At 62.2% G+C, this 19,609-nt stretch carries 20 protein-coding genes and 1 pseudogene; 16 read left to right on the top strand and 5 right to left on the bottom strand.

Going from position 1 to position 19,609, the window contains the following annotated elements; genetic code table 11:
• Positions 1–88: 88 nt before the first annotated feature.
• On the top strand, positions 89–1,675 hold the full coding sequence (locus NRG23_RS20250) for an ABC transporter substrate-binding protein (RefSeq protein ID WP_110175286.1): 1,587 nt from the start codon (positions 89–91) through the stop codon (positions 1,673–1,675).
• Positions 1,676–1,770: 95 nt separating this feature from the next.
• Here the strand turns inward: NRG23_RS20250 and radC are convergent, their stop codons facing one another.
• Positions 1,771–2,445 (bottom strand): DNA repair protein RadC, encoded by a 675-nt coding sequence (gene radC / locus NRG23_RS20245; RefSeq protein WP_007921116.1) that lies wholly within the window; start codon positions 2,443–2,445, stop codon positions 1,771–1,773.
• 131 nt (positions 2,446–2,576) lie between these two features.
• Here radC and coaBC point away from each other — a divergent pair, with 131 nt between their 5' ends.
• From coaBC to argB, 4 genes and pseudogenes are all read left to right on the top strand, one after another.
• Positions 2,577–3,785 (top strand): bifunctional phosphopantothenoylcysteine decarboxylase/phosphopantothenate--cysteine ligase CoaBC, encoded by a 1,209-nt coding sequence (gene coaBC, locus NRG23_RS20240; RefSeq protein WP_016703156.1) that lies wholly within the window; start codon positions 2,577–2,579, stop codon positions 3,783–3,785.
• A gap of 5 nt (positions 3,786–3,790) precedes the next feature.
• Complete coding sequence (gene dut / locus NRG23_RS20235) at positions 3,791–4,246, top strand: dUTP diphosphatase (RefSeq protein ID WP_009051563.1); 456 nt, start codon at positions 3,791–3,793, stop codon at positions 4,244–4,246.
• A 251-nt stretch (positions 4,247–4,497) separates the two neighbouring features.
• A pseudogene (locus NRG23_RS20230) lies at positions 4,498–5,901 on the top strand (phosphomannomutase/phosphoglucomutase); the annotation flags it as partial.
• Between the two features lie 39 nt (positions 5,902–5,940).
• Positions 5,941–6,846, top strand: coding sequence for an acetylglutamate kinase (argB, locus tag NRG23_RS20225; protein WP_007921120.1), 906 nt, complete (start codon positions 5,941–5,943; stop codon positions 6,844–6,846).
• A 143-nt stretch (positions 6,847–6,989) separates the two neighbouring features.
• Here argB and pyrE read toward each other — a convergent pair whose 3' ends face one another.
• Positions 6,990–7,634, bottom strand: a complete 645-nt coding sequence (pyrE, locus tag NRG23_RS20220) for an orotate phosphoribosyltransferase (RefSeq protein ID WP_007921122.1) — start codon at positions 7,632–7,634, stop codon at positions 6,990–6,992.
• Positions 7,635–7,715: 81 nt separating this feature from the next.
• Between pyrE and NRG23_RS20215 the strand changes: the two genes are divergently transcribed.
• Positions 7,716–8,495, top strand: a complete 780-nt coding sequence (locus NRG23_RS20215; RefSeq protein ID WP_003176915.1) for an exodeoxyribonuclease III — start codon at positions 7,716–7,718, stop codon at positions 8,493–8,495.
• A 61-nt stretch (positions 8,496–8,556) separates the two neighbouring features.
• On the opposite strand, the gene NRG23_RS20210 is transcribed toward NRG23_RS20215, so the two are convergent.
• Positions 8,557–8,925: a DUF4870 domain-containing protein gene (locus NRG23_RS20210; RefSeq protein ID WP_257371838.1), complete on the bottom strand. Its 369-nt coding sequence runs from the start codon at positions 8,923–8,925 to the stop codon at positions 8,557–8,559.
• A gap of 31 nt (positions 8,926–8,956) precedes the next feature.
• The gene (gene rph, locus NRG23_RS20205) at positions 8,957–9,679 is read right to left on the bottom strand and encodes a ribonuclease PH (RefSeq protein ID WP_007921124.1); all 723 of its coding nucleotides are present in this window, start codon (positions 9,677–9,679) and stop codon (positions 8,957–8,959) included.
• 269 nt (positions 9,680–9,948) lie between these two features.
• Here rph and NRG23_RS20200 point away from each other — a divergent pair, with 269 nt between their 5' ends.
• The 6 genes from NRG23_RS20200 to NRG23_RS20175 all read left to right on the top strand — a co-directional run bounded on the left by NRG23_RS20200 (position 9,949) and on the right by NRG23_RS20175 (position 15,252).
• Positions 9,949–10,812, top strand: coding sequence for a YicC/YloC family endoribonuclease (locus tag NRG23_RS20200; protein ID WP_007921125.1), 864 nt, complete (start codon positions 9,949–9,951; stop codon positions 10,810–10,812).
• A gap of 12 nt (positions 10,813–10,824) precedes the next feature.
• A complete protein-coding gene (gmk, locus tag NRG23_RS20195) occupies positions 10,825–11,445 on the top strand; it encodes a guanylate kinase (protein ID WP_009051568.1) in 621 nt (206 codons plus the stop codon).
• 167 nt (positions 11,446–11,612) lie between these two features.
• Positions 11,613–11,876 carry a DNA-directed RNA polymerase subunit omega gene (rpoZ, locus tag NRG23_RS20190; RefSeq protein WP_007921129.1) on the top strand — a complete coding sequence of 88 codons (264 nt, stop codon included), beginning with the start codon at positions 11,613–11,615 and terminating at the stop codon, positions 11,874–11,876.
• Positions 11,877–11,933: 57 nt separating this feature from the next.
• Positions 11,934–14,039, top strand: coding sequence for a bifunctional GTP diphosphokinase/guanosine-3',5'-bis pyrophosphate 3'-pyrophosphohydrolase (gene spoT, locus NRG23_RS20185; RefSeq protein WP_007921131.1), 2,106 nt, complete (start codon positions 11,934–11,936; stop codon positions 14,037–14,039).
• A 36-nt stretch (positions 14,040–14,075) separates the two neighbouring features.
• Entirely contained in the window at positions 14,076–14,456 is a 381-nt protein-coding gene (locus NRG23_RS20180; RefSeq protein ID WP_007921133.1) for a RidA family protein, read from the top strand.
• A 55-nt stretch (positions 14,457–14,511) separates the two neighbouring features.
• On the top strand, positions 14,512–15,252 hold the full coding sequence (locus NRG23_RS20175; protein ID WP_124340894.1) for a hypothetical protein: 741 nt from the start codon (positions 14,512–14,514) through the stop codon (positions 15,250–15,252).
• A 49-nt stretch (positions 15,253–15,301) separates the two neighbouring features.
• Here NRG23_RS20175 and NRG23_RS20170 read toward each other — a convergent pair whose 3' ends face one another.
• Positions 15,302–16,159: an SDR family oxidoreductase gene (locus tag NRG23_RS20170; RefSeq protein WP_257371833.1), complete on the bottom strand. Its 858-nt coding sequence runs from the start codon at positions 16,157–16,159 to the stop codon at positions 15,302–15,304.
• A 187-nt stretch (positions 16,160–16,346) separates the two neighbouring features.
• Between NRG23_RS20170 and exbB the strand changes: the two genes are divergently transcribed.
• From exbB to NRG23_RS20150, 4 genes are all read left to right on the top strand, one after another.
• On the top strand, positions 16,347–17,333 hold the full coding sequence (gene exbB, locus NRG23_RS20165; protein ID WP_041985121.1) for a tonB-system energizer ExbB: 987 nt from the start codon (positions 16,347–16,349) through the stop codon (positions 17,331–17,333).
• Between the two features lie 6 nt (positions 17,334–17,339).
• Complete coding sequence (gene exbD / locus NRG23_RS20160; RefSeq protein WP_007921142.1) at positions 17,340–17,768, top strand: TonB system transport protein ExbD; 429 nt, start codon at positions 17,340–17,342, stop codon at positions 17,766–17,768.
• Positions 17,765–18,511 (top strand): energy transducer TonB, encoded by a 747-nt coding sequence (locus NRG23_RS20155; protein ID WP_009051572.1) that lies wholly within the window; start codon positions 17,765–17,767, stop codon positions 18,509–18,511. The genes exbD and NRG23_RS20155 overlap by 4 nt, the downstream gene beginning before the upstream one ends.
• Before the next feature lie 169 nt (positions 18,512–18,680).
• Complete coding sequence (locus NRG23_RS20150; RefSeq protein ID WP_257371832.1) at positions 18,681–19,601, top strand: hydrogen peroxide-inducible genes activator; 921 nt, start codon at positions 18,681–18,683, stop codon at positions 19,599–19,601.
• Positions 19,602–19,609 lie beyond the last annotated feature (8 nt).

Below are 19,609 nucleotides of genomic sequence, written 5' to 3'. Positions count from 1 at the left end.
GATAGTCATTTTCCAGCGAGGCCACTAGGGTAGGCCTTTTCCAGACTGCACTCGCAGATGGGCCTTCGATCTGCAAAGGAAGCCAAACATGCGCCTCGCTGCCCTCCCGCTCCTGTTCGCCCCTCTTCTTCTGAGCCCGCTGGCCCACGCCGCCGCATTAAGTGTGTGCACCGAGGCCAGCCCGGAAGGTTTCGACGTAGTGCAGTACAACTCGCTGACCACCACCAACGCCTCGGCCGATGTGCTGATGAATCGCCTGGTGGAGTTCGACGCCAGCAGCGGCAAGGTGGTGCCGAGCCTGGCCGACAGCTGGGAAGTCTCGGCCGACGGCCTGACCTATGTGTTCAAGCTGCACCCGAAAGTGAAGTTTCACCGCACCGCGTACTTCAACCCGAGCCGCGAGCTGACCGCCGAAGACGTGAAGTTCAGCTTCGACCGCATGCTCGACCCGGCCAACCCCTGGCATAAAGTGGCGCAGAGCGGCTATCCCCATGCCCAGTCGCTGCAACTGCCGGCGCTGATCAAGAAGATCGACGCCCTGGATCCGCTGACCCTGCGCTTTACCCTCGACCACGCTGATTCGACCTTCCTCGCCACCCTGAGCATGGGGTTTGCGTCGATCTACTCCGCCGAATACGCCGACCAGTTGCTCAAGGCCGGTACCCAGGACAAGCTCAACAGCCAGCCGATCGGCACCGGGCCCTTCGTTTTCGGCCGCTTCCAGAAAGACGCCTCGATCCGCTACAAGGCCAACCCCGACTACTTTGCCGGCAAGCCGGCGGTGGACTCGCTGATCTTCGCCATCACCCCGGACGCCAACGTGCGCCTGCAGAAACTGCGCCGCAACGAATGCCAGATCGCCCTGTCGCCCAAGCCGCTGGACGTGACCGCCGCACTTGAAGAGCCTGCGCTCAAAGTCGAGAAAACCGCGGCTTTCATGACTGCGTTCGTTGCTATCAACAGCCAGCACCCACCGCTGGACAAACCTGAAGTGCGCCAGGCCATCAACCTCGCCTTTGACAAGGCCAACTACCTGAAAGCGGTCTTCGAAAACACCGCGGAACCCGCCAACGGCCCCTTCCCGCCCAACACCTGGAGCTACGCCAAGGAGTTGCCGGGCTACGCCCACGACCCGGCGAAAGCGCGCCAGCTGCTGGCCAAGGCCGGTCTGAAGGACGGCTTCCAGACCACAATCTGGACCCGCCCTTCCGGCAGTTTGCTGAACCCCAACCCGAGCCTGGGCGCGCAACAGCTGCAAGCAGACCTGGCGGAAGTCGGGATCCAGGCGGAGATCCGCGTAATCGAATGGGGCGAACTGATTCGTCGGGCCAAGGCCGGCGAACACGACCTGCTGTTCATGGGCTGGGCCGGCGACAACGGCGACCCGGATAACTTCCTCACCCCGCAGTTCACCTGCGCGGCAGTGAAGTCCGGGACCAACTTCGCCCGCTACTGCGACCCGGGCCTGGACAAGCTGATCACCGCTGGCAAGACCACCACCGAGCAGGGCGTGCGCAGCAAGCTTTATCAGCAGGCGCAAACCCAGATCCAGCAGCAGGCCCTGTGGCTGCCGCTGGCCCATCCGACCGCCTTCGCCCTGACGCGCAAGGATGTCCATGGGTATCAGGTCAGCCCATTCGGTCGCCAGGACTACTCGAAGGTCAGCCTCAGATAAGCAGCGGCAAGCGGCGAGCTACAAGCTGCAAGTTCAGAGCAGTCCTCGTACCGCTTTAACTTGCAGCTTGCCGCTGGAAGCTTGTCGCTGCTTCTCTACATCCAGCCGTACTCGGCCATCGACAGCGGCTCGCCCTCGCCGACGATGAAATGGTCGAGTACGCGCACATCCACCAGGTCCAGCGCCTCCGTGAGCCTGCGGGTCAGCACCCGATCCGCCTGGCTCGGCTCGGAAACGCCCGAAGGATGGTTGTGACACAGGATCAGGGCTGCCGCGTTGTGCGCCAGGGCACGCTTGACCACCTGCCGCGGATAGACGCTGGTGGTGTTGATGGAGCCCTGGAACAGCGCTTCGAACGCCAGCACCCGGTGCTTGGAGTCGAGAAACAGGCAACCGAAGACCTCATGCGGCTCATGCCGCAACATCGCCTTGAGGTAGTCGCGGACCGCCACCGGGCTTTCCAGCACCGAATTGCGACTGAGCTTTTCCGCCAGATGCCGCCGCGCCATTTCCAGCACCGCCTGCAATTGCGCGAACTTGGCCGGGCCCAGACCCAGTTGCCGGCTGAAGGTCAATTGGTCCGCCTCGAGCAGGCCACGCAGGCTGCCGAACTGATGCAACAGGTGTCGCGCCAGGTCGACCGCGCTTTTTCCAGCGACCCCGGTGCGCAGGAAGATCGCCAGCAATTCGGCGTCGGAAAGGGCCAGCGCGCCCTGCTCGAGAAGCTTCTCCCGCGGGCGCTCCGCCGCAGGCCAGTCGCGAATGCTCATAGCACCTCCATGTGTGTGGGCGCCGCTGTTCCATAGCGGTCGCTGTGCTATCTTAGCCCATCTTTTTGCGTGGGATTTCCCCTGGGGAGGGGGTGTTACACGCAGCAATCATTGAACTGAAAGGCAGGCCTATGCAGCGGCTGTATCGGAAACGCATCGTTCTCGGCGTCGGCGGCGGCATCGCTGCCTATAAGAGCGCCGAGCTGGTTCGCCGACTCCTCGACCATGGCGCGGAAGTGCGTGTGGTCATGACCCGTGGCGGCAGTGAATTCATCACCCCGCTGACCATGCAGGCCCTGTCCGGGCACCCGGTCCACCTGGACCTGCTCGACCCTGCGGCCGAAGCCGCCATGGGTCATATCGAACTGGCCAAATGGGCCGACCTGGTGCTGATCGCCCCGGCCACGGCCGACCTGATCGCCCGTCTGGCCCAAGGCATCGCCGACGACCTGCTGACCACCCTGGTCCTGGCCACCGATGCCACTGTCGCCATCGCCCCGGCCATGAACCAGGCCATGTGGCGTGACCCTGCCACCCAGGCCAATACCCAACTGCTGCAAAGCCGTGGCCTGAAGGTCTTCGGTCCGGCGTCCGGCAGCCAGGCCTGCGGCGACGTCGGCCTGGGCCGCATGCTCGAAGCCAACGATCTGGCACTGTGCGCCGCCGACTGCTTCCAGCACCTGGCGCTGACCGGCAAACACGTGCTGATTACCGCCGGCCCGACCCAGGAAAACATCGACCCGGTGCGCTACATCACCAACCACAGCTCCGGAAAAATGGGCTTTGCTCTGGCTGAAGCCGCGGTCGAAGCCGGCGCCCGGGTGACCCTGATCACCGGCCCTGTGCACCTGCCGACCCCGGATCGTGTGACCCGGATCGACGTGGTCAGCGCCCGCGATATGCTCGCCGCCTGTGAGGCCGCCATCCCCTGCGACCTGTTCATCGCCTCGGCCGCGGTCGCGGACTACCGCCCGGAAGTCGTCGCCCCACAGAAATTGAAGAAAGACCCTACGAACGGCGACGGCCTGCTGCTGCAGATGGTGCGCAACCCGGACATCCTGGCCAGCATCGCCACCCGCCCCGACCGCCCGTTCAGCGTCGGCTTCGCCGCTGAAACCGAACACTTGCTCGACTACGCTGCGCGCAAACTCAAAGACAAGAACCTCGACCTGATCGTCGCCAACGACGTGGCCAACCCGAGCATTGGCTTCAACAGCGAGGAAAACGCCTGCAGCGTGATTGACCGGGAGTTGCACGCAACTCTCTTCGCCCAGACCAGCAAGGGCAAGATTGCCCGCCAACTGATCTCTTTCATCGCCGAACGGCTGAACCAGGTTTAACTCGCATGCACGCTTTACAAGCCAAGATCCTCGACCCACGCATCGGCAACGAATTCCCTCTGCCGCAGTACGCCACGCCAGGCTCCGCCGGCCTCGACCTGCGCGCCATGCTCAAGCAGGACACTATCCTGGAACCGGGCCAGACCCTGCTGATTCCTACCGGCCTGTCCGTCTACATCGGCGACCCTGGCCTCGCCGCGCTGATCCTGCCGCGCTCCGGCCTGGGCCACAAGCACGGCATCGTCCTGGGCAACCTGGTCGGCCTGATCGACTCCGATTACCAGGGTGAACTCATGGTCTCCTGCTGGAACCGTGGCCAGACCGTGTTCAACATTGCAGTGGGCGAACGCATTGCCCAGCTGGTGCTGGTACCTGTGGTCCAGGCGCACTTCGAAGTGGTCGAAGCCTTCGACGAAAGCCAGCGTGGCGCCGGCGGTTTCGGTCACTCCGGCAGCCATTAAGCAAAAAATCCGGGCCGCACCAGCGGCTCGCCTAAGATTGGTGGGTTGTGTTTCAGCACGAAAAACTCAGCAGATTTATTCGCGGACTCAAGCACCCGGAATCACGGTACAAGGTGATTGAAAAGAGCTGACGCTCATCAGATGGCATTTTTGCACCATGAACCCAAGGGCAAAAACGCCGTCATACCCTTCAGTTTGAGCCTTCCGGTCAGTATTCCGGCCTGTCCTGCCCCCTTTTAGACGGAGCACCCCCAGTGATGAGCAATGCAGCCCAAGTCGTACCCAAGTTCCCTGAAAGCATCTTTCGCGCCTACGACATTCGCGGAACCGTTCCGGAAACCCTGAACGCAGAAACCGCCTACTGGATCGGTCGCGCCATTGGCTCCGAGAGCCTGGCCCAGGGCGAACCCAACGTTTGCGTAGGCCGTGACGGTCGCCTGTCCGGCCCCGAGCTGGTGGAGCAACTGATCCAGGGCCTGCACGACAGTGGTTGCCACGTCAGCGATGTCGGCCTGGTACCGACACCGGCGCTGTATTACGCGGCCAATGTGCTGGCTGGCAAATCCGGGGTGATGCTGACCGGCAGCCACAACCCGTCGAACTACAACGGCTTCAAGATCGTCATCGCCGGCGATACCCTGGCCAACGAACAGATCCAGGCCCTGCACGATCGCCTCAAGACCAACAACCTGAGCAGCGGTCAGGGCAGCATCACCAAGGTCGATATCCTCGATCGCTACAACACTGAAATCGTTCAAGACATCAAACTCGCCCGCCGCCTGAAAGTGGTGGTCGACTGCGGTAACGGTGCTGCCGGCGTCATCGCGCCTCAGTTGATCGAAGCCCTGAACTGCGAAGTCATCCCGCTGTTCTGCGAAGTGGACGGCAACTTCCCCAACCATCACCCGGATCCGGGCAAGCCCGAGAACCTGGAAGACCTGATCGCCAAGGTCGCCGAAACCAACGCCGATCTCGGCCTGGCCTTCGACGGCGACGGCGACCGTGTCGGCGTAGTAACCAACACCGGCAGCATCGTCTTCCCCGATCGCCTGTTGATGCTGTTCGCCAAGGACGTGGTAGCCCGCAACCCGGGCGCGGAGATCATCTTCGATGTCAAATGCACCCGCCGCCTGATCCCGCTGATCAAGGAATACGGCGGTCGCCCACTCATGTGGAAGACCGGCCACTCGTTGATCAAAAAGAAAATGAAGCAGACCGGCGCGTTGCTGGCCGGTGAAATGAGCGGGCATGTCTTCTTCAAGGAACGCTGGTTCGGTTTCGACGACGGCATCTACAGCGCCGCGCGGCTGCTGGAGATCCTCAGCAAGGAAAAATCCAACGCGGAAGAGCTGTTTGCCACCTTCCCGAACGATATTTCTACGCCGGAAATCAATATCCATGTGACCGAAGAGAGCAAATTCAGCATCATTGATGCGCTGCACGACGCGCAGTGGGGCGAAGGCGCCGACCTGACCACCATCGACGGCGTACGAGTCGACTACCCCAAAGGCTGGGGCCTGGTTCGCGCCTCCAACACCACGCCGGTGCTGGTGCTGCGCTTCGAGGCCGATGACGAAGCCGAACTGCAGCGCATCAAGGATGTGTTCCACACCCAGCTGAAACGTGTTGCACCTGACCTCCAACTACCGTTTTGATTTTCTTCAAGCGCCTTTATTGAAGTGCCGGAGCCCTGAATGACCCTCGAACGCGATGCCGCCGCCAATACCGCCAAGGTCCTGTCCGAAGCGCTGCCTTATATTCGCCGCTATGTCGGCAAGACCCTGGTGATCAAATACGGCGGCAACGCGATGGAAAGCGAGGAGCTGAAGACCGGCTTCGCCCGCGACATCGTGCTGATGAAGGCTGTCGGGATCAACCCGGTGGTGGTGCACGGCGGCGGTCCGCAAATCGGTGACCTGCTCAAGCGCCTGTCCATCGAAAGCCACTTCATCGATGGCATGCGCGTCACCGACGCGGCGACCATGGACGTGGTGGAGATGGTTCTCGGCGGCCAGGTGAACAAGGACATCGTCAACCTGATCAACCGCCATGGCGGCAGCGCCATCGGCCTGACCGGCAAGGACGCGGAGCTGATTCGCGCGAAGAAACTCACTGTCACCCGCAAGACGCCGGAAATGACCACCCCGGAAATCATCGACATCGGCCACGTCGGCGAAGTGGTCGGCATCAACACCGACCTGCTGAACCTGCTGGTCAAAGGTGATTTCATCCCGGTGATCGCGCCGATCGGCGTCGGCGCCAACGGCGAGTCGTACAACATCAACGCTGACCTGGTAGCCGGCAAGGTGGCCGAGGCGCTGAAAGCCGAGAAGCTGATGCTGCTGACCAATATCGCTGGCCTGATGGACAAGTCGGGCAAGGTCCTGACCGGCCTGACCACCCAGCAGGTCGATGCCCTGATCGAAGACGGCACCATCTACGGCGGCATGCTGCCGAAGATTCGCTGTGCGTTGGAAGCAGTACAGGGTGGCGTGGGCAGCTCGTTGATCATCGACGGCCGCGTACCCAATGCGATTCTGCTGGAGATCTTCACCGATACCGGTGTCGGCACCCTGATCAGCAATCGCAAGCGCCCTTAAGCGCTGCAAATAAAAAGACCCCGCCTGGCCAAGCCAGGCGGGGTCTTTTTATTGCGCCTTCCGTAGGAGCGGAGCTTGCCCGCGATAGCGGTGTATCAGGTTAGACCGCTATCGCGGGCAAGCCTCGCTCCTACAGAACAGGGTCAAACGCCGAATTGCGCGCGGTAGGCTTCCACCGCCGGCAGATGCTGCTTGAGTGCCGGATCGTCCGCCAGGAACTGCAGGACCTGGGTCAGGGAAACGATGCTCACCACCGGAATGCCGAAATCGCGCTCGACTTCCTGGATCGCCGACAACTCACCGTTGCCACGCTCCTGACGGTTCAGGGCAATCAACACACCCGCCGCCTTGGCGCCTTCCTGGGACTCGATGATCTGCATCACTTCGCGAATCGCGGTGCCCGCGGTGATCACGTCGTCGATGATCAGCACGTCGCCAGTCAATGGCGCGCCGACCAGGCTGCCGCCTTCGCCGTGAGCCTTGGCTTCCTTGCGGTTGAAGCACCATGGCAGATCGCGCTGATGATGCTCGGCCAGGGCCACGGCCGTCGCTGCCGCTAAAGGAATACCTTTGTACGCAGGACCGAAAAGCACATCGAAAGAAATGCCGCTGTCGACGATCGCCGCGGCATAAAAACGCCCCAGCTGTGCCAGGGCCGAACCGCTGTTGAACAGGCCGGCATTGAAGAAGTAAGGACTGGTACGCCCGGACTTCAGGGTGAACTCACCGAAGCGCAAAACCCCGCGATCGATGGCAAAACGAATGAAATCGCGCTGATACGCCTGCATGAAAAAGCCCCAAATACCACGGATTTAGCTAATTAGGTAGACCTCGGGTATCATACACGCACGTGATTTTTGGGGCCATTTATGCGGATCATCAGTGTGAACGTCAATGGTATTCAGGCTGCAGTGGAGCGAGGTTTGCTCAGTTGGCTGCAAGCACAGAATGCCGACGTCATCTGCCTGCAGGACACCCGCGCCTCCGCCTTTGAACTGGACGATCCAGCCTTCCAACTGGATGGCTACTTCCTTTATGCCTGCGATGCCGAAGTTCCCGCCCAAGGCGGTGTGGCTTTGTACTCGCGGTTGCAACCGAAGGCTGTCATCAGCGGTCTCGGCTTCGAGACGGCCGACCGCTACGGGCGCTACCTGCAAGCCGATTTCGACAAGGTCAGCATCGCGACCTTGCTGCTTCCTTCCGGGCAGAACGGCGATGAAGACTTGAACCAGAAGTTCAAGCTTATGGACGACTTCGCCCGTTACCTGGATAAACAGCGGCGCAAACGTCGCGAGTACATTTATTGTGGCTCGCTGTACGTGGCGCAACAGAAGCTGGATATCAAGAACTGGCGTGACAGCCAGCAATCTCCGGGTTTCCTGGCGCCTGAGCGTGCCTGGATGGACGAGATTGTCGGCAACATGGGTTATGTCGATGCCCTGCGCGAAGTCAGCCGTGAAGGCGATCAATACAGCTGGTGGCCGGACAACGAACAGGCCGAGATGCTCAACCTGGGCTGGCGCTTCGACTATCAGCTGCTGACCCCAGGCCTGCGTCGCTTCGTGCGCAGCGCACGCCTGCCACGCCAGCCGCGCTTCTCGCAGCACGCGCCGCTGATCGTGGACTACGACTGGACGCTGACCATCTAAGCGTCTTTTCGCAGCCACAAAAAAGCCGACATCACTGTCGGCTTTTTTGTGGGCGCTCGGCCTATTTGATCAATCGCCAGGTGAACGGGTAACGGTACGCCATCCCTTCATTGGCCTTGACCCCGGCGATGATGGTCAGCACCAGGGCGCCGATCGCCAGCAGACCGAAGAGCAGGAAACCCACCAGCACCACCATCAGCAGGAAACAGACCAGCGAGGCAAGAGCCACGGTGATCTGAAAGTTCAGCGCTTCCTTGCCCTGGGCATCGATGAACGGGTCCGTCTCGCGCTTCATCTGCCAGAGCACCAGCGGGCCGATCAGGGTGCCGAACGGAATCCAGATGCCCAGCAACGCCGACAGGTGACAGAACATCGCCCACTGACGCACCTCATGGCTCGGGACAGGTTGCGGAAGCTGGTCGTCGCTCATGCTGCTCTCCTTGCTGAAAGCTACCGGGCAATCAGTCAGCCAGGGCTGCCTGTTGCAATTCAAAAATCTCGCTCATGCCTTTCTTGGCCAAAGCCAGCATGGCGTTCAGTTCTTCCGGCTGGAACGGCGCGCCTTCGGCAGTGCCCTGGACTTCGATGAAACCGCCAGTGCTGGTCATGACCACGTTGAGGTCGGTCTCGGCCGCCGAGTCTTCCAGGTAATCCAGATCCAGCACCGGCTCACCCTGGTACATGCCCACGGACACCGCCGCGATCATTTGCTTGATCGGGTCGCCGCCCTTCAGGCCGCCACGCTTCTTGATCACTTTCAAAGCGTCCACCAAGGCCACCATGGCACCGGTGATCGACGCGGTACGGGTACCGCCATCGGCCTGGATCACATCGCAGTCGACATACAGGGTGACGTCGCCCAGCTTGGTCATGTCCAGCGCAGCGCGCAGGGAACGACCGATCAGACGCTGGATCTCCAGGGTACGGCCGCCTTGCTTGCCGCGACTGGCTTCACGCTGGTTACGCTCGCCGGTGGCGCGCGGGAGCATGCCGTATTCGGCGGTCAACCAACCCTGGCCCTGACCCTTGAGGAAGCGGGGCACGCCGTTCTCGACGCTGACCGTGCAGATCACTTTGGTATCACCAAACTCGACCAGTACAGATCCCTCGGCGTGTTTGGTGTAGTTGCGGGTGATGCGGATCGAGCGGAGCTGATCGGCAGCGCGACCACTTGGACGTTTCATAGGGAATACCTGTACGGGGACGGAAAACTGCCGATCATTATAGAGCCCACGGCCTTGCCTGGGCAGTTCTAAAAACCCCGGCCCGTCGGCGATACCTCTGGAACGGCCCTCCGGTCGCTTCGCAGCGCTTTGTCACACCCGCGGTTTGGGAGCATCCACCGCACTGCGCTACAATCCTGCGCCTTCGCAGCCTGTCGGCTTCAATTCATTCATATCGGGCCCGTACAACCCTTTGCGGTTGGTGGCGGACCTGTATCGGAGGTACCTCCATGGTGCACAGCATGACCGCCTTCGCCCGGGTAGAACGGGCCGGCACTCAGGGCACCCTGAGCTGGGAACTGCGCTCGGTCAACAGCCGTTACCTGGAACCGCACCTGCGCTTGCCGGAATCCTTTCGCGATCTGGAAGGCGCGGTCCGCGAGGCGCTGCGCCAGGGACTGTCGCGCGGCAAGCTCGAATGCACCTTGCGCTTCACCGAAGAAACCACCGGCAAACCACTGCAGGTCGACCGGGAGCGCGCCGCGCAACTGGTGGCGGCAGCCGAGTCCGTTGCCAGCCTGATCAAGCAGCCGGCGGCGCTGAACCCACTGGAAGTGCTGGCCTGGCCCGGCGTCCTGGTGGCCGATGCCAGCGACCCGCAGGCGCTGAACAACGAAGCCCTGAGCCTGTTCAACCAGGGGCTGAAAGAGCTGAAGAGCGGCCGCGAGCGCGAAGGCGCGGAGCTGGCCCGGCTGATCAACGAACGCCTGACCTCCATCGAGGAAGATGTCGTGACCCTGCGCGAACTGGTCCCGCAGATGCTCGCGACCCAGCGCCAGAAGGTTCTCGATCGCTTCGCCGACATGCAGGCCGAACTGGACCCTACCCGCCTGGAACAGGAAATGGTGCTGCTCGCCCAGAAGAGCGACGTCGCCGAAGAACTGGACCGCCTGAGCACCCACATCATCGAAGTGCGCCGCGTACTCAAGTCCGGCGGCGCCGCTGGCCGGCGCCTGGACTTCCTGATGCAGGAACTCAACCGCGAAGCCAACACACTGGGCTCCAAGGCCTTCGACCCGCGCAGTACCCAGGCTGCGGTCAACCTCAAGGTGTTGATCGAGCAGATGCGCGAACAAGTACAGAATATTGAGTAAGGCTACCCAGACATGAACCACAGCACCGGCACCCTCTACATCATTTCCGCCCCCTCGGGCGCGGGCAAGACCAGCCTGGTCAAGGCCCTGATCGACGCCGACCCGTCGATCCGTGTTTCCGTTTCCCACACCACCCGCGCCATGCGCCCGGGCGAAGTGGACGGCGTGAACTACCACTTCGTCTCCCGCGAAGCATTCGTGAAGATGGGCGAACACGGCGACTTCCTCGAGCGCGCCGAAGTCTTCGGCAATCTCTATGGCACCTCCCAAAGCCACTTGCAGCAGACCCTGGACGAAGGTCACGACCTGATCCTGGAAATCGACTGGCAAGGTGCCGAGCAAGTGCGCAAGCTGATGCCCCAGGCGCGTTCGATCTTCATCCTGCCGCCGTCCCAGCAGGCCTTGCGCCAGCGCCTGACCAACCGCGGCCAGGACAGCGACGAGATCATCGAAGGCCGGATGCGCGAAGCCGTCAGCGAGATGAGCCACTACGTCGATTACGACTACCTGATCATCAACGACGATTTCGCCCATGCGCTGGACGACCTGAAGGCGATTTTCCGCACCAACCAGCTGCACCAAAAGCATCAGCAACAGCGTTTCGGCAAATTGCTCGCCGAATTGCTGGGCTGAATAGCACTTCCCAAAACCGCTGCAAGGGCTTTACATTGGCGCTTGTAGCGCGTCGGAAAGCTTGGTTAAAAAATCAGCGCTTCCCTAATCGCTGGTGATTTTTTAAACTGTTGAGTCCGCTCGCCCATCCGGGCAGCGCGCATATTGCATTTGCTACGAGGAAGACCATGGCCCGCGTAACCGTTGAAGACTGTCTAGAACACGTGGATAACCGCTTTGAGCTGGTCATGCTCTCTACCAAGCGTGCCCGTCAACTGGCAACCGGCGGCAAAGAGCCGAAAGTAGCATGGGAAAACGACAAGCCTACCGTCGTCGCCCTGCGTGAAATCGCTGAAGGCCTGATCGACTACGCAGCTATCGCCGAAGCCGAAATCGTTGAAGATGAACCGCTTTTTGCTGCTTTCGAGGACGAGTCCAACGAGGCCGTCTAAGCCTATGCCTGGTCGACGTAGCACGGCGCGGGATCACAGCCTACGGCAGGAGTCATCATGCCGAGCATAGACGCCCTCGCCGATCGCTTATCGACCTATCTCGGCACGGACCAGGTCAATCTGGTCCGCCGAGCGTATTTCTACGCCGAACAAGCCCATGACGGTCAGCGCCGTCGCAGCGGCGAGGCGTACGTCACGCACCCATTAGCGGTCGCAAACATTCTCGCCGACATGCATATGGACCATCAGAGCCTGATGGCGGCCATGCTGCATGACGTGATCGAAGACACCGGTATCGCCAAAGAAGCGCTGCAAGCGCAGTTCGGTGAAACCGTGGCCGAACTGGTCGACGGGGTCAGCAAACTGACCCAGATGAACTTCGAGACCAAGGCCGAAGCCCAAGCGGAAAACTTCCAGAAGATGGCCATGGCCATGGCGCGCGACATTCGCGTGATCCTGGTCAAGCTGGCCGACCGCCTGCACAACATGCGCACCCTGGAAGTGCTGTCCGGTGAAAAACGCCGGCGGATCGCCAAGGAAACCCTGGAGATCTACGCGCCCATCGCCAACCGCCTGGGCATGCACAGCATCCGCATCGAATTCGAAGACCTCGGTTTCAAGGCCATGCACCCGATGCGTTCCGCGCGGATCTACCAAGCGGTCAAGCGCGCCCGGGGCAACCGCAAGGAAATCGTCAACAAGATCGAAGAATCCCTGAGCCACTGCCTGGCCATCGACGGCATCCAGGGCGAGGTCAGCGGCCGCCAGAAGCACTTGTATGGCATCTATAAAAAGATGCGCGGCAAACGCCGGGCCTTCAACGAGATCATGGACGTCTACGCGTTCCGGATCATCGTCGACAAGGTCGACACCTGCTACCGCGTGCTCGGCGCCGTACACAACCTGTACAAGCCGCTGCCAGGTCGCTTCAAGGATTACATCGCGATTCCCAAGGCCAACGGCTACCAGTCGCTGCACACCACGCTGTTCGGCATGCACGGCGTTCCGATCGAGATCCAGATCCGCACCCGCGAAATGGAAGAGATGGCCAACAACGGCATCGCCGCCCACTGGCTGTACAAATCCAGCGGCGACGAGCAGCCAAAGGGCACTCATGCCCGGGCTCGTCAGTGGGTCAAGGGCGTGCTGGAGATGCAGCAACGCGCCGGCAATTCCCTGGAGTTCATCGAGAGCGTGAAGATCGACCTGTTCCCCGACGAGGTCTACGTGTTCACGCCGAAGGGCCGGATCATGGAGCTGCCCAAAGGCTCCACCGCAGTGGACTTCGCCTACGCGGTGCACACCGACGTGGGCAACAGCTGCATCGCCTGTCGTATCAATCGCCGCCTGGCGCCGCTGTCCGAACCGCTGCAAAGCGGCTCCACCGTGGAAATCGTCAGCGCCCCGGGCGCACGCCCCAACCCGGCCTGGCTCAACTTCGTGGTCACCGGCAAGGCTCGCACCCACATTCGCCATGCGCTGAAACTGCAACGCCGCTCCGAGTCCATCAGCCTGGGCGAACGCCTGCTGAACAAGGTGCTCAACGGTTTCGACAGCGCGCTGGAAAAGATCCCCGCCGAACGCGTGCAAGCGATGCTCACCGAGTATCGCCTGGAACTGATCGAAGACCTGCTGGAAGACATCGGCCTGGGCAACCGCATGGCCTATGTGGTCGCCCGCCGCCTGCTCGGCGAAGGCGAACAGCTGCCAAGCCCGGAAGGTCCGCTGGCCATTCGCGGTACCGAAGGCCTGGTCCTGAGCTACGCCAAGTGCTGCACGCCGATCCCGGGCGACCCGATTGTCGGCCACCTGTCCGCGGGCAAGGGGATGGTGGTGCACCTGGACAACTGCCGCAATATCAGCGAAATCCGCCACAACCCGGAAAAATGCATCCAGCTTTCGTGGGCCAAGGATGTCACCGGCGAATTCAACGTCGAGCTGCGCGTCGAGCTGGAACACCAGCGCGGCCTGATCGCCCTGCTGGCCAGCAGCGTCAACGCGGCCGACGGCAATATCGAGAAAATCAGCATGGACGAACGGGATGGTCGCATCAGCGTGGTCCAACTGGTGGTCAGCGTGCACGACCGCGTGCACCTGGCTCGTGTGATCAAGAAACTGCGCGCCCTGACCGGGGTCATTCGCATCACTCGCATGCGTGCATAGCTCGCTATACAGCCCGCCCATTACAAGGAGTCATTCATGACCAAGACCGTTATCACCAGCGACAAGGCACCCGCCGCGATCGGCACCTATTCCCAGGCGATCAAGGCAGGCAACACCGTCTACATGTCCGGCCAGATCCCGCTCGATCCAAAGACCATGGAACTGGTGGAAGGCTTCGAAGCCCAGACCGTCCAGGTATTCGAGAACCTCAAGTCCGTGGCCGAGGCCGCCGGTGGTTCGTTCAAGGACATCGTCAAGCTCAACATCTTCCTCACCGACCTGAGCCACTTCGCCAAGGTCAACGAGATCATGGGCAAGTACTTCCAGCAGCCTTACCCTGCCCGCGCCGCCATCGGCGTTGCCGCCCTGCCAAAAGGCGCGCAGGTTGAAATGGATGCCATCCTGGTCATCGAGTAACACGTCCGGCGCGGCTACCCAGGCCGCGCCGTCTTCGTTCTGAAAGGATTTCCTCATGCGCAAAGCGCTAGCCCTCTCGTTGTGCGCCCTGTTCCTCGGCGGCTGTGCCAGCGATCCCGCTGACCGTGACATCAGTGGCACCTGGATCAATCAGGTCGCCATCGACGCCGCCGCCAAAGGCGGACCGCTGCGCGAAGCCCTGCAAGGCTACGGCCCGAACCTGGAATGGGACGTCAACACCAAGGCCAGCCAGGCGCGCTACACCAACGGCTTCGAAAATGTCGAAGGCAAGGTGCTGGCTGAAGAGTCCGGCTCCTGGAAAATCGATTTCTACGGTAGCTCCGCCAGCACATTGAGCCGCGACGGCAAACAGCTGCTGCAAGAAGCCAACGACAACGAGCCGGAACAGGTGTTCGATCGTCCCAAGGAGCCAGCACCGGAAGGCGCGCCACTGGGCGCCAACTTCGAGCGTGCGCTGTACTCGGCTTACCTGGGCGGCGAATGGAAAATCGTCAACGGCCCGGGCGAAGGCGGCACCGTGCTGTTCCAGTCCAACGGCCAGGTCATGGGCCTGCCGGGCGCCGATCGCTACGCACTCTGCCTCGCCGGCGACTGCGCGTCGATGAGCGGCGGCTACGACAACCTCTGGCTGCAGCTCAACGGCCAGGGCAACCCGTGGATCTTCGCGCGTAACGGTGAGCAACTGGAGATCTTCCAGACCATCAACACCGCCCAGGCGGATGAGGTACCTTCCCTCACCCCGGGTACGCGCCAGTGGCTACTGGAAAAACAGTGATCCAGCAAAAAGGAGCCCAAAGGCTCCTTTTTCTTTATCTATCTGCAACTCAGTCCTGCCCCTCGATAATCTCCGCATACCCCTCGCGAAAACTCGGATAACGCGGCTCCCAGCCCAGGGCCCTGGCGCGGGCATTGCTGCAGCGCTTGCTGCCGGAGCGCCGCACACTCGAATTGTCCGCCCACTCGGTCACGCCCAGGTACTCGCGCAGCCAGCCCACCACCTCCGCCAAAGGCACCGGCGCGTCGTCGACCCCGATGTAGCAGTCCTCAAGCTGCACGCCACGCCGATCGGCCTGCAGCAGGAAGGCCAGCAACCCCGCGGCGTCGTCGGCATGGATGCGGTTGCCATACAACGGCGGATCGATGGCCACGCGATACCCCTGGCGCACTTGGTTCAACAGCCATTCCCGCCCCGGGCCGTAGATCCCGGTCAAGCGCACCAGGCTGGCTGGAATGCCACTCTGCAACGCCACTTGCTCGGCCTCGAGCATCAGCCGGCCGGAATAGCCGCCGGCCTGCGCAGGAGAAGTCTCGTCGATCCACTCGCCGTCTTTCTGCCCATAGACGCTGCTGCTGGAAACGAACAACAGGCGCTTCGGAGACTGCCCGTTCTGCTTGAGCCAGCCCAGCACATGGGTCAGCCCCTCGACATAGGCCGCGCGATAGCCCGCCTCGTCATGCTCGGTAGCGGCCGCGCTGTACACCAGGTAATCCAGCGGTGTGGTGGGCCAGGCTGCCGGGCACTGCTCGCTGAAAAGATCGCCCGCCACGCCGATCACCCCTTCCGGCAATTGCGAAACCGTGCGCCGCAGGCCGTAGACCTGCCAGTTTTCAGCCAGCAGTTGCTTCGCCAGACGGCTGCCGACATCACCGCAGCCAGCGATCAGAACAGAAGGGGCGGACATCAGAAAACTCCTATCAGAAAGGCACAGACTAGCGTCGGCAATGGACGAGCGGCTAGCAATCAAAGAAAAAAAGATACTCTATTACTTCTGTTAACAAGAATTAGTTGCAATAATGACGGCCCATTTGTTCTCGGCCCTGCGAGGCCTAGAAGGACACTTACCCTTTTCCCTCTCAGGTCCGGCCAGCATGACACGCAATCCATTCTCCGCTTCGCCAACCCAACGCCCAAGCCCGCTGCGCGCCATGAGTGCGGCCGCGGCGTTGCTGTTCAGCCTGCTGCTGGCACCGACCGCGGCCTTCGCCGATGAGCAGGCCCCGACTGGCGCCTCGACACCTGCGGCAGCCCACGCGCCGGCCGATGCCGCGGCGCCGGTAGCCACCCCGGTCGCCGCAGCGCCGGCACCTGTCGAAGGCGAGCCGGCCGACGACGCACCTGAAGTCCTCGAAGCGGACAACAGCCTGGGCATGGCCCACGACCTGTCCCCTTGGGGCATGTACCAGAACGCCGACATCATCGTGAAGCTGGTGATGATCGGCCTGGCTATCGCCTCGATCATCACCTGGACCATCTGGATCGCCAAAGGCTTCGAGCTGATGGGCGCCAAGCGTCGCCTGCGCGGTGAGATCCTCGCCCTGAAAAAGGCCACCACCCTCAAGGAAGCCAGCGTCACCGCTGCCAAAGAAGGCACCCTGGCCAATCTGCTGGTCCACGATGCGCTGGAAGAAATGCGCCTGTCGGCCAACAGCCGCGAGAAAGAAGGCATCAAGGAACGCGTCAGCTTCCGCCTCGAGCGCCTGGTAGCCGCCTGCGGCCGCAACATGAGCAGCGGCACCGGCGTGCTCGCCACCATCGGTTCCACCGCGCCCTTCGTCGGCCTGTTCGGTACCGTATGGGGCATCATGAACAGCTTCATCGGCATCGCCAAAACCCAGACCACCAACCTCGCCGTCGTCGCCCCCGGCATCGCCGAAGCCCTGCTGGCAACCGCCCTGGGTCTGGTCGCGGCCATTCCGGCTGTAGTCATCTACAACGTCTTCGCCCGCTCCATCGCCGGCTACAAGGCCCAGGTCTCCGACGCCTCCGCAGAAGTCCTGCTGCTGGTCAGCCGTGATCTCGATCACCTGCCGACCGCCGAGCGCTCTGCGCAACCTCATGTGGCCAAAGTAGGGTAATCCGCCATGGGCCTGCATTTGAAAGAAGGCGCAGAAGACGATCTCGCCGAAAACCACGAAATCAACGTCACGCCGTTCATCGACGTGATGCTGGTGCTGCTGATCATCTTCATGGTCGCGGCGCCGCTGGCTACCGTGGACATCAAGGTCGACCTCCCGGCCTCGACGGCCAAACCGGCGCCACGCCCCGAGAAACCGGTGTTTCTCAGCGTCAAGGCCGACCAACGCCTGTACCTCGGCGACGACGAAGTGAAGGCCGAAGCCCTCGGCGCCACCCTCGACGCCAAGACCCAGGGCAAAAAAGACACGACGATCTTCTTCCAGGCCGACAAAGGCGTGGATTACGGCGACCTGATGAGCGTGATGGATGCCCTGCGGGCCGCCGGATACCTGAAGGTCGGCCTGGTCGGACTTGAGACGGCTACCAAGAAATGATCACGACGCGCCAAAAACTGACGCGTTACAGCGGTAGCCTGGCCATCGTACTGGGGGTCCATGCGGTCGCGATCCTGCTCGCGCTCAACTGGAGTTCCCCCACGCCGGTCGAGCTGCCACCCCAGGCGATGATGGTCGAGTTGGCGCCGCTTCCGGCACCGCCTCCTCCCGCACCGCCCAAGGTCGTGACGCCACCGCAGCCGCCGGCTCCGGTCGAAGAGTTGCCGCTGCCCAAACTCGCGGAAGCGCCGAAGCCGACGATTTCCGTGCCCAAGCCGGTCAAACCCAAGCCCAAGCCACAACCGCCCAAGCCTGTGGAGAAAAAACCGGAACCGCCGAAGGAAAAGCCCAGCGAAGAGAAGCCCAGCGACGCTCCGCCGACTCCTACCGCGGCACCGTCCTCGGCACCTGCTCCGGGTCCGTCGCCGGCCCAGATCGCCGCCAAGGAAAGCTGGCAAGGCACGCTGCTGGCGCACCTGGCCAAGTACAAGAAGTACCCGCCGGGCGCTCAGGCACGCGGCAAGGAAGGCCTGAACCGACTGCGCTTCGTGGTCGACGCCCAAGGCAACGTGCTGTCCTATGAGCTGGTGGGACGCTCGGGCAATGCCGATCTGGACCGGGCCACCCTGGAAATGATCCGCCGCGCCCAACCGCTGCCCAAGCCACCGGCGGACATGCTCAACAACGGCTCGATCGAGATCGTCGCGCCCTTCGTTTACTCCCTGGAGAAACGTCGCCGCTGAGCATGACGCACAGGCGATCCCCAGCAAAAAGGCACCCAAAGGTGCCTTTTTGCTTTTCCGGGCATGAGCAACATGGATTGCCCAGTGTCACAGCGAGCATTGAGTCTGATAACGTGCGTCTATCGATTGCAGCCGGTATGCTTGGCCCGCAACCTCATGGACGTCCGCTATGACTCTGACTGAATTACGCTACATCGTTACCCTCGCCCAAGAGCAGCACTTCGGCCACGCGGCCGAGCGTTGCCATGTCAGCCAGCCGACCCTGTCGGTGGGCGTGAAGAAGCTTGAAGACGAACTCGGTGTGCTGATTTTCGAGCGCAGCAAGAGTGCGGTACGTCTGACGCCGGTCGGCGAAGGCATTGTCGCCCAGGCGCAAAAGGTCCTCGAACAGGCCCAGGGCATTCGCGAGCTGGCCCAGGCCGGCAAGAACCAGCTGACCGCCCCGCTGAAAGTCGGCGCGATCTACACCGTCGGCCCCTACCTGTTCCCACACCTGATCCCGCAACTGCACCGGGTCGCCCCGCAGATGCCGTTGTACATCGAAGAGAACTTCACCCACGCGCTGCGCGACAAGCTGCGCAACGGCGAACTGGACGCGATCATCATCGCCCTGCCGTTCAACGAAGCCGACGTGCTGACCCTGCCGCTGTACGACGAACCCTTCTACGTGCTGATGCCAAGCACCCACCCCTGGACCCAGAAAGAGAGCATCGACGCCAACCTGCTCAACGACAAGAGCCTGTTGCTGCTGGGCGAAGGCCACTGTTTCCGCGACCAGGTACTCGAGGCTTGCCCGACCCTGGCCAAAGGCAACGACGGCGCCAAGCACACCACGGTGGAATCCAGCTCCCTGGAAACCATCCGCCACATGGTCGCTTCCGGCCTTGGCGTCTCGATCCTGCCGCTCTCGGCGGTGGACAGCCATCACTACACCCCCGGCGTGATCGAAGTACGGCCGCTGAGCGCGCCCGTGCCGTTCCGCACCGTGGCGATCGCCTGGCGCGCCAGCTTTCCGCGGCCGAAAGCCATCGAGATCCTCGCCGACTCGATCCGCCTGTGTTCGGTGGCCAAGCCGCCTGCCGCGAGTTAAGCCGTCGC

Source organism: Pseudomonas sp. T8 (assembly GCF_024610635.1).
GTDB classification, from domain to species: domain Bacteria; phylum Pseudomonadota; class Gammaproteobacteria; order Pseudomonadales; family Pseudomonadaceae; genus Aquipseudomonas; species Aquipseudomonas chlororaphis_I.
This window is presented reverse-complemented; position numbering and strand designations above follow the sequence as displayed.

Excerpts from the sequence above, each read along its gene's own strand:
- NRG23_RS20250 (WP_110175286.1), top strand. The coding sequence starts at position 89 with ATGCGCCTCGCTGCCCTCCCGCTCCTGTTCGCCCCTCTTCTTCTGAGC.
- radC (WP_007921116.1), bottom strand. The coding sequence starts at position 2,445 with ATGAGCATTCGCGACTGGCCTGCGGCGGAGCGCCCGCGGGAGAAGCTT.
- coaBC (WP_016703156.1), top strand. The coding sequence starts at position 2,577 with ATGCAGCGGCTGTATCGGAAACGCATCGTTCTCGGCGTCGGCGGCGGC.
- dut (WP_009051563.1), top strand. The coding sequence starts at position 3,791 with ATGCACGCTTTACAAGCCAAGATCCTCGACCCACGCATCGGCAACGAA.
- argB (WP_007921120.1), top strand. The coding sequence starts at position 5,941 with ATGACCCTCGAACGCGATGCCGCCGCCAATACCGCCAAGGTCCTGTCC.
- pyrE (WP_007921122.1), bottom strand. The coding sequence starts at position 7,634 with ATGCAGGCGTATCAGCGCGATTTCATTCGTTTTGCCATCGATCGCGGG.
- NRG23_RS20215 (WP_003176915.1), top strand. The coding sequence starts at position 7,716 with ATGCGGATCATCAGTGTGAACGTCAATGGTATTCAGGCTGCAGTGGAG.
- NRG23_RS20210 (WP_257371838.1), bottom strand. The coding sequence starts at position 8,925 with ATGAGCGACGACCAGCTTCCGCAACCTGTCCCGAGCCATGAGGTGCGT.
- rph (WP_007921124.1), bottom strand. The coding sequence starts at position 9,679 with ATGAAACGTCCAAGTGGTCGCGCTGCCGATCAGCTCCGCTCGATCCGC.
- NRG23_RS20200 (WP_007921125.1), top strand. The coding sequence starts at position 9,949 with ATGGTGCACAGCATGACCGCCTTCGCCCGGGTAGAACGGGCCGGCACT.
- gmk (WP_009051568.1), top strand. The coding sequence starts at position 10,825 with ATGAACCACAGCACCGGCACCCTCTACATCATTTCCGCCCCCTCGGGC.
- rpoZ (WP_007921129.1), top strand. The coding sequence starts at position 11,613 with ATGGCCCGCGTAACCGTTGAAGACTGTCTAGAACACGTGGATAACCGC.
- spoT (WP_007921131.1), top strand. The coding sequence starts at position 11,934 with ATGCCGAGCATAGACGCCCTCGCCGATCGCTTATCGACCTATCTCGGC.
- NRG23_RS20180 (WP_007921133.1), top strand. The coding sequence starts at position 14,076 with ATGACCAAGACCGTTATCACCAGCGACAAGGCACCCGCCGCGATCGGC.
- NRG23_RS20175 (WP_124340894.1), top strand. The coding sequence starts at position 14,512 with ATGCGCAAAGCGCTAGCCCTCTCGTTGTGCGCCCTGTTCCTCGGCGGC.
- NRG23_RS20170 (WP_257371833.1), bottom strand. The coding sequence starts at position 16,159 with ATGTCCGCCCCTTCTGTTCTGATCGCTGGCTGCGGTGATGTCGGCAGC.
- exbB (WP_041985121.1), top strand. The coding sequence starts at position 16,347 with ATGACACGCAATCCATTCTCCGCTTCGCCAACCCAACGCCCAAGCCCG.
- exbD (WP_007921142.1), top strand. The coding sequence starts at position 17,340 with ATGGGCCTGCATTTGAAAGAAGGCGCAGAAGACGATCTCGCCGAAAAC.
- NRG23_RS20155 (WP_009051572.1), top strand. The coding sequence starts at position 17,765 with ATGATCACGACGCGCCAAAAACTGACGCGTTACAGCGGTAGCCTGGCC.
- NRG23_RS20150 (WP_257371832.1), top strand. The coding sequence starts at position 18,681 with ATGACTCTGACTGAATTACGCTACATCGTTACCCTCGCCCAAGAGCAG.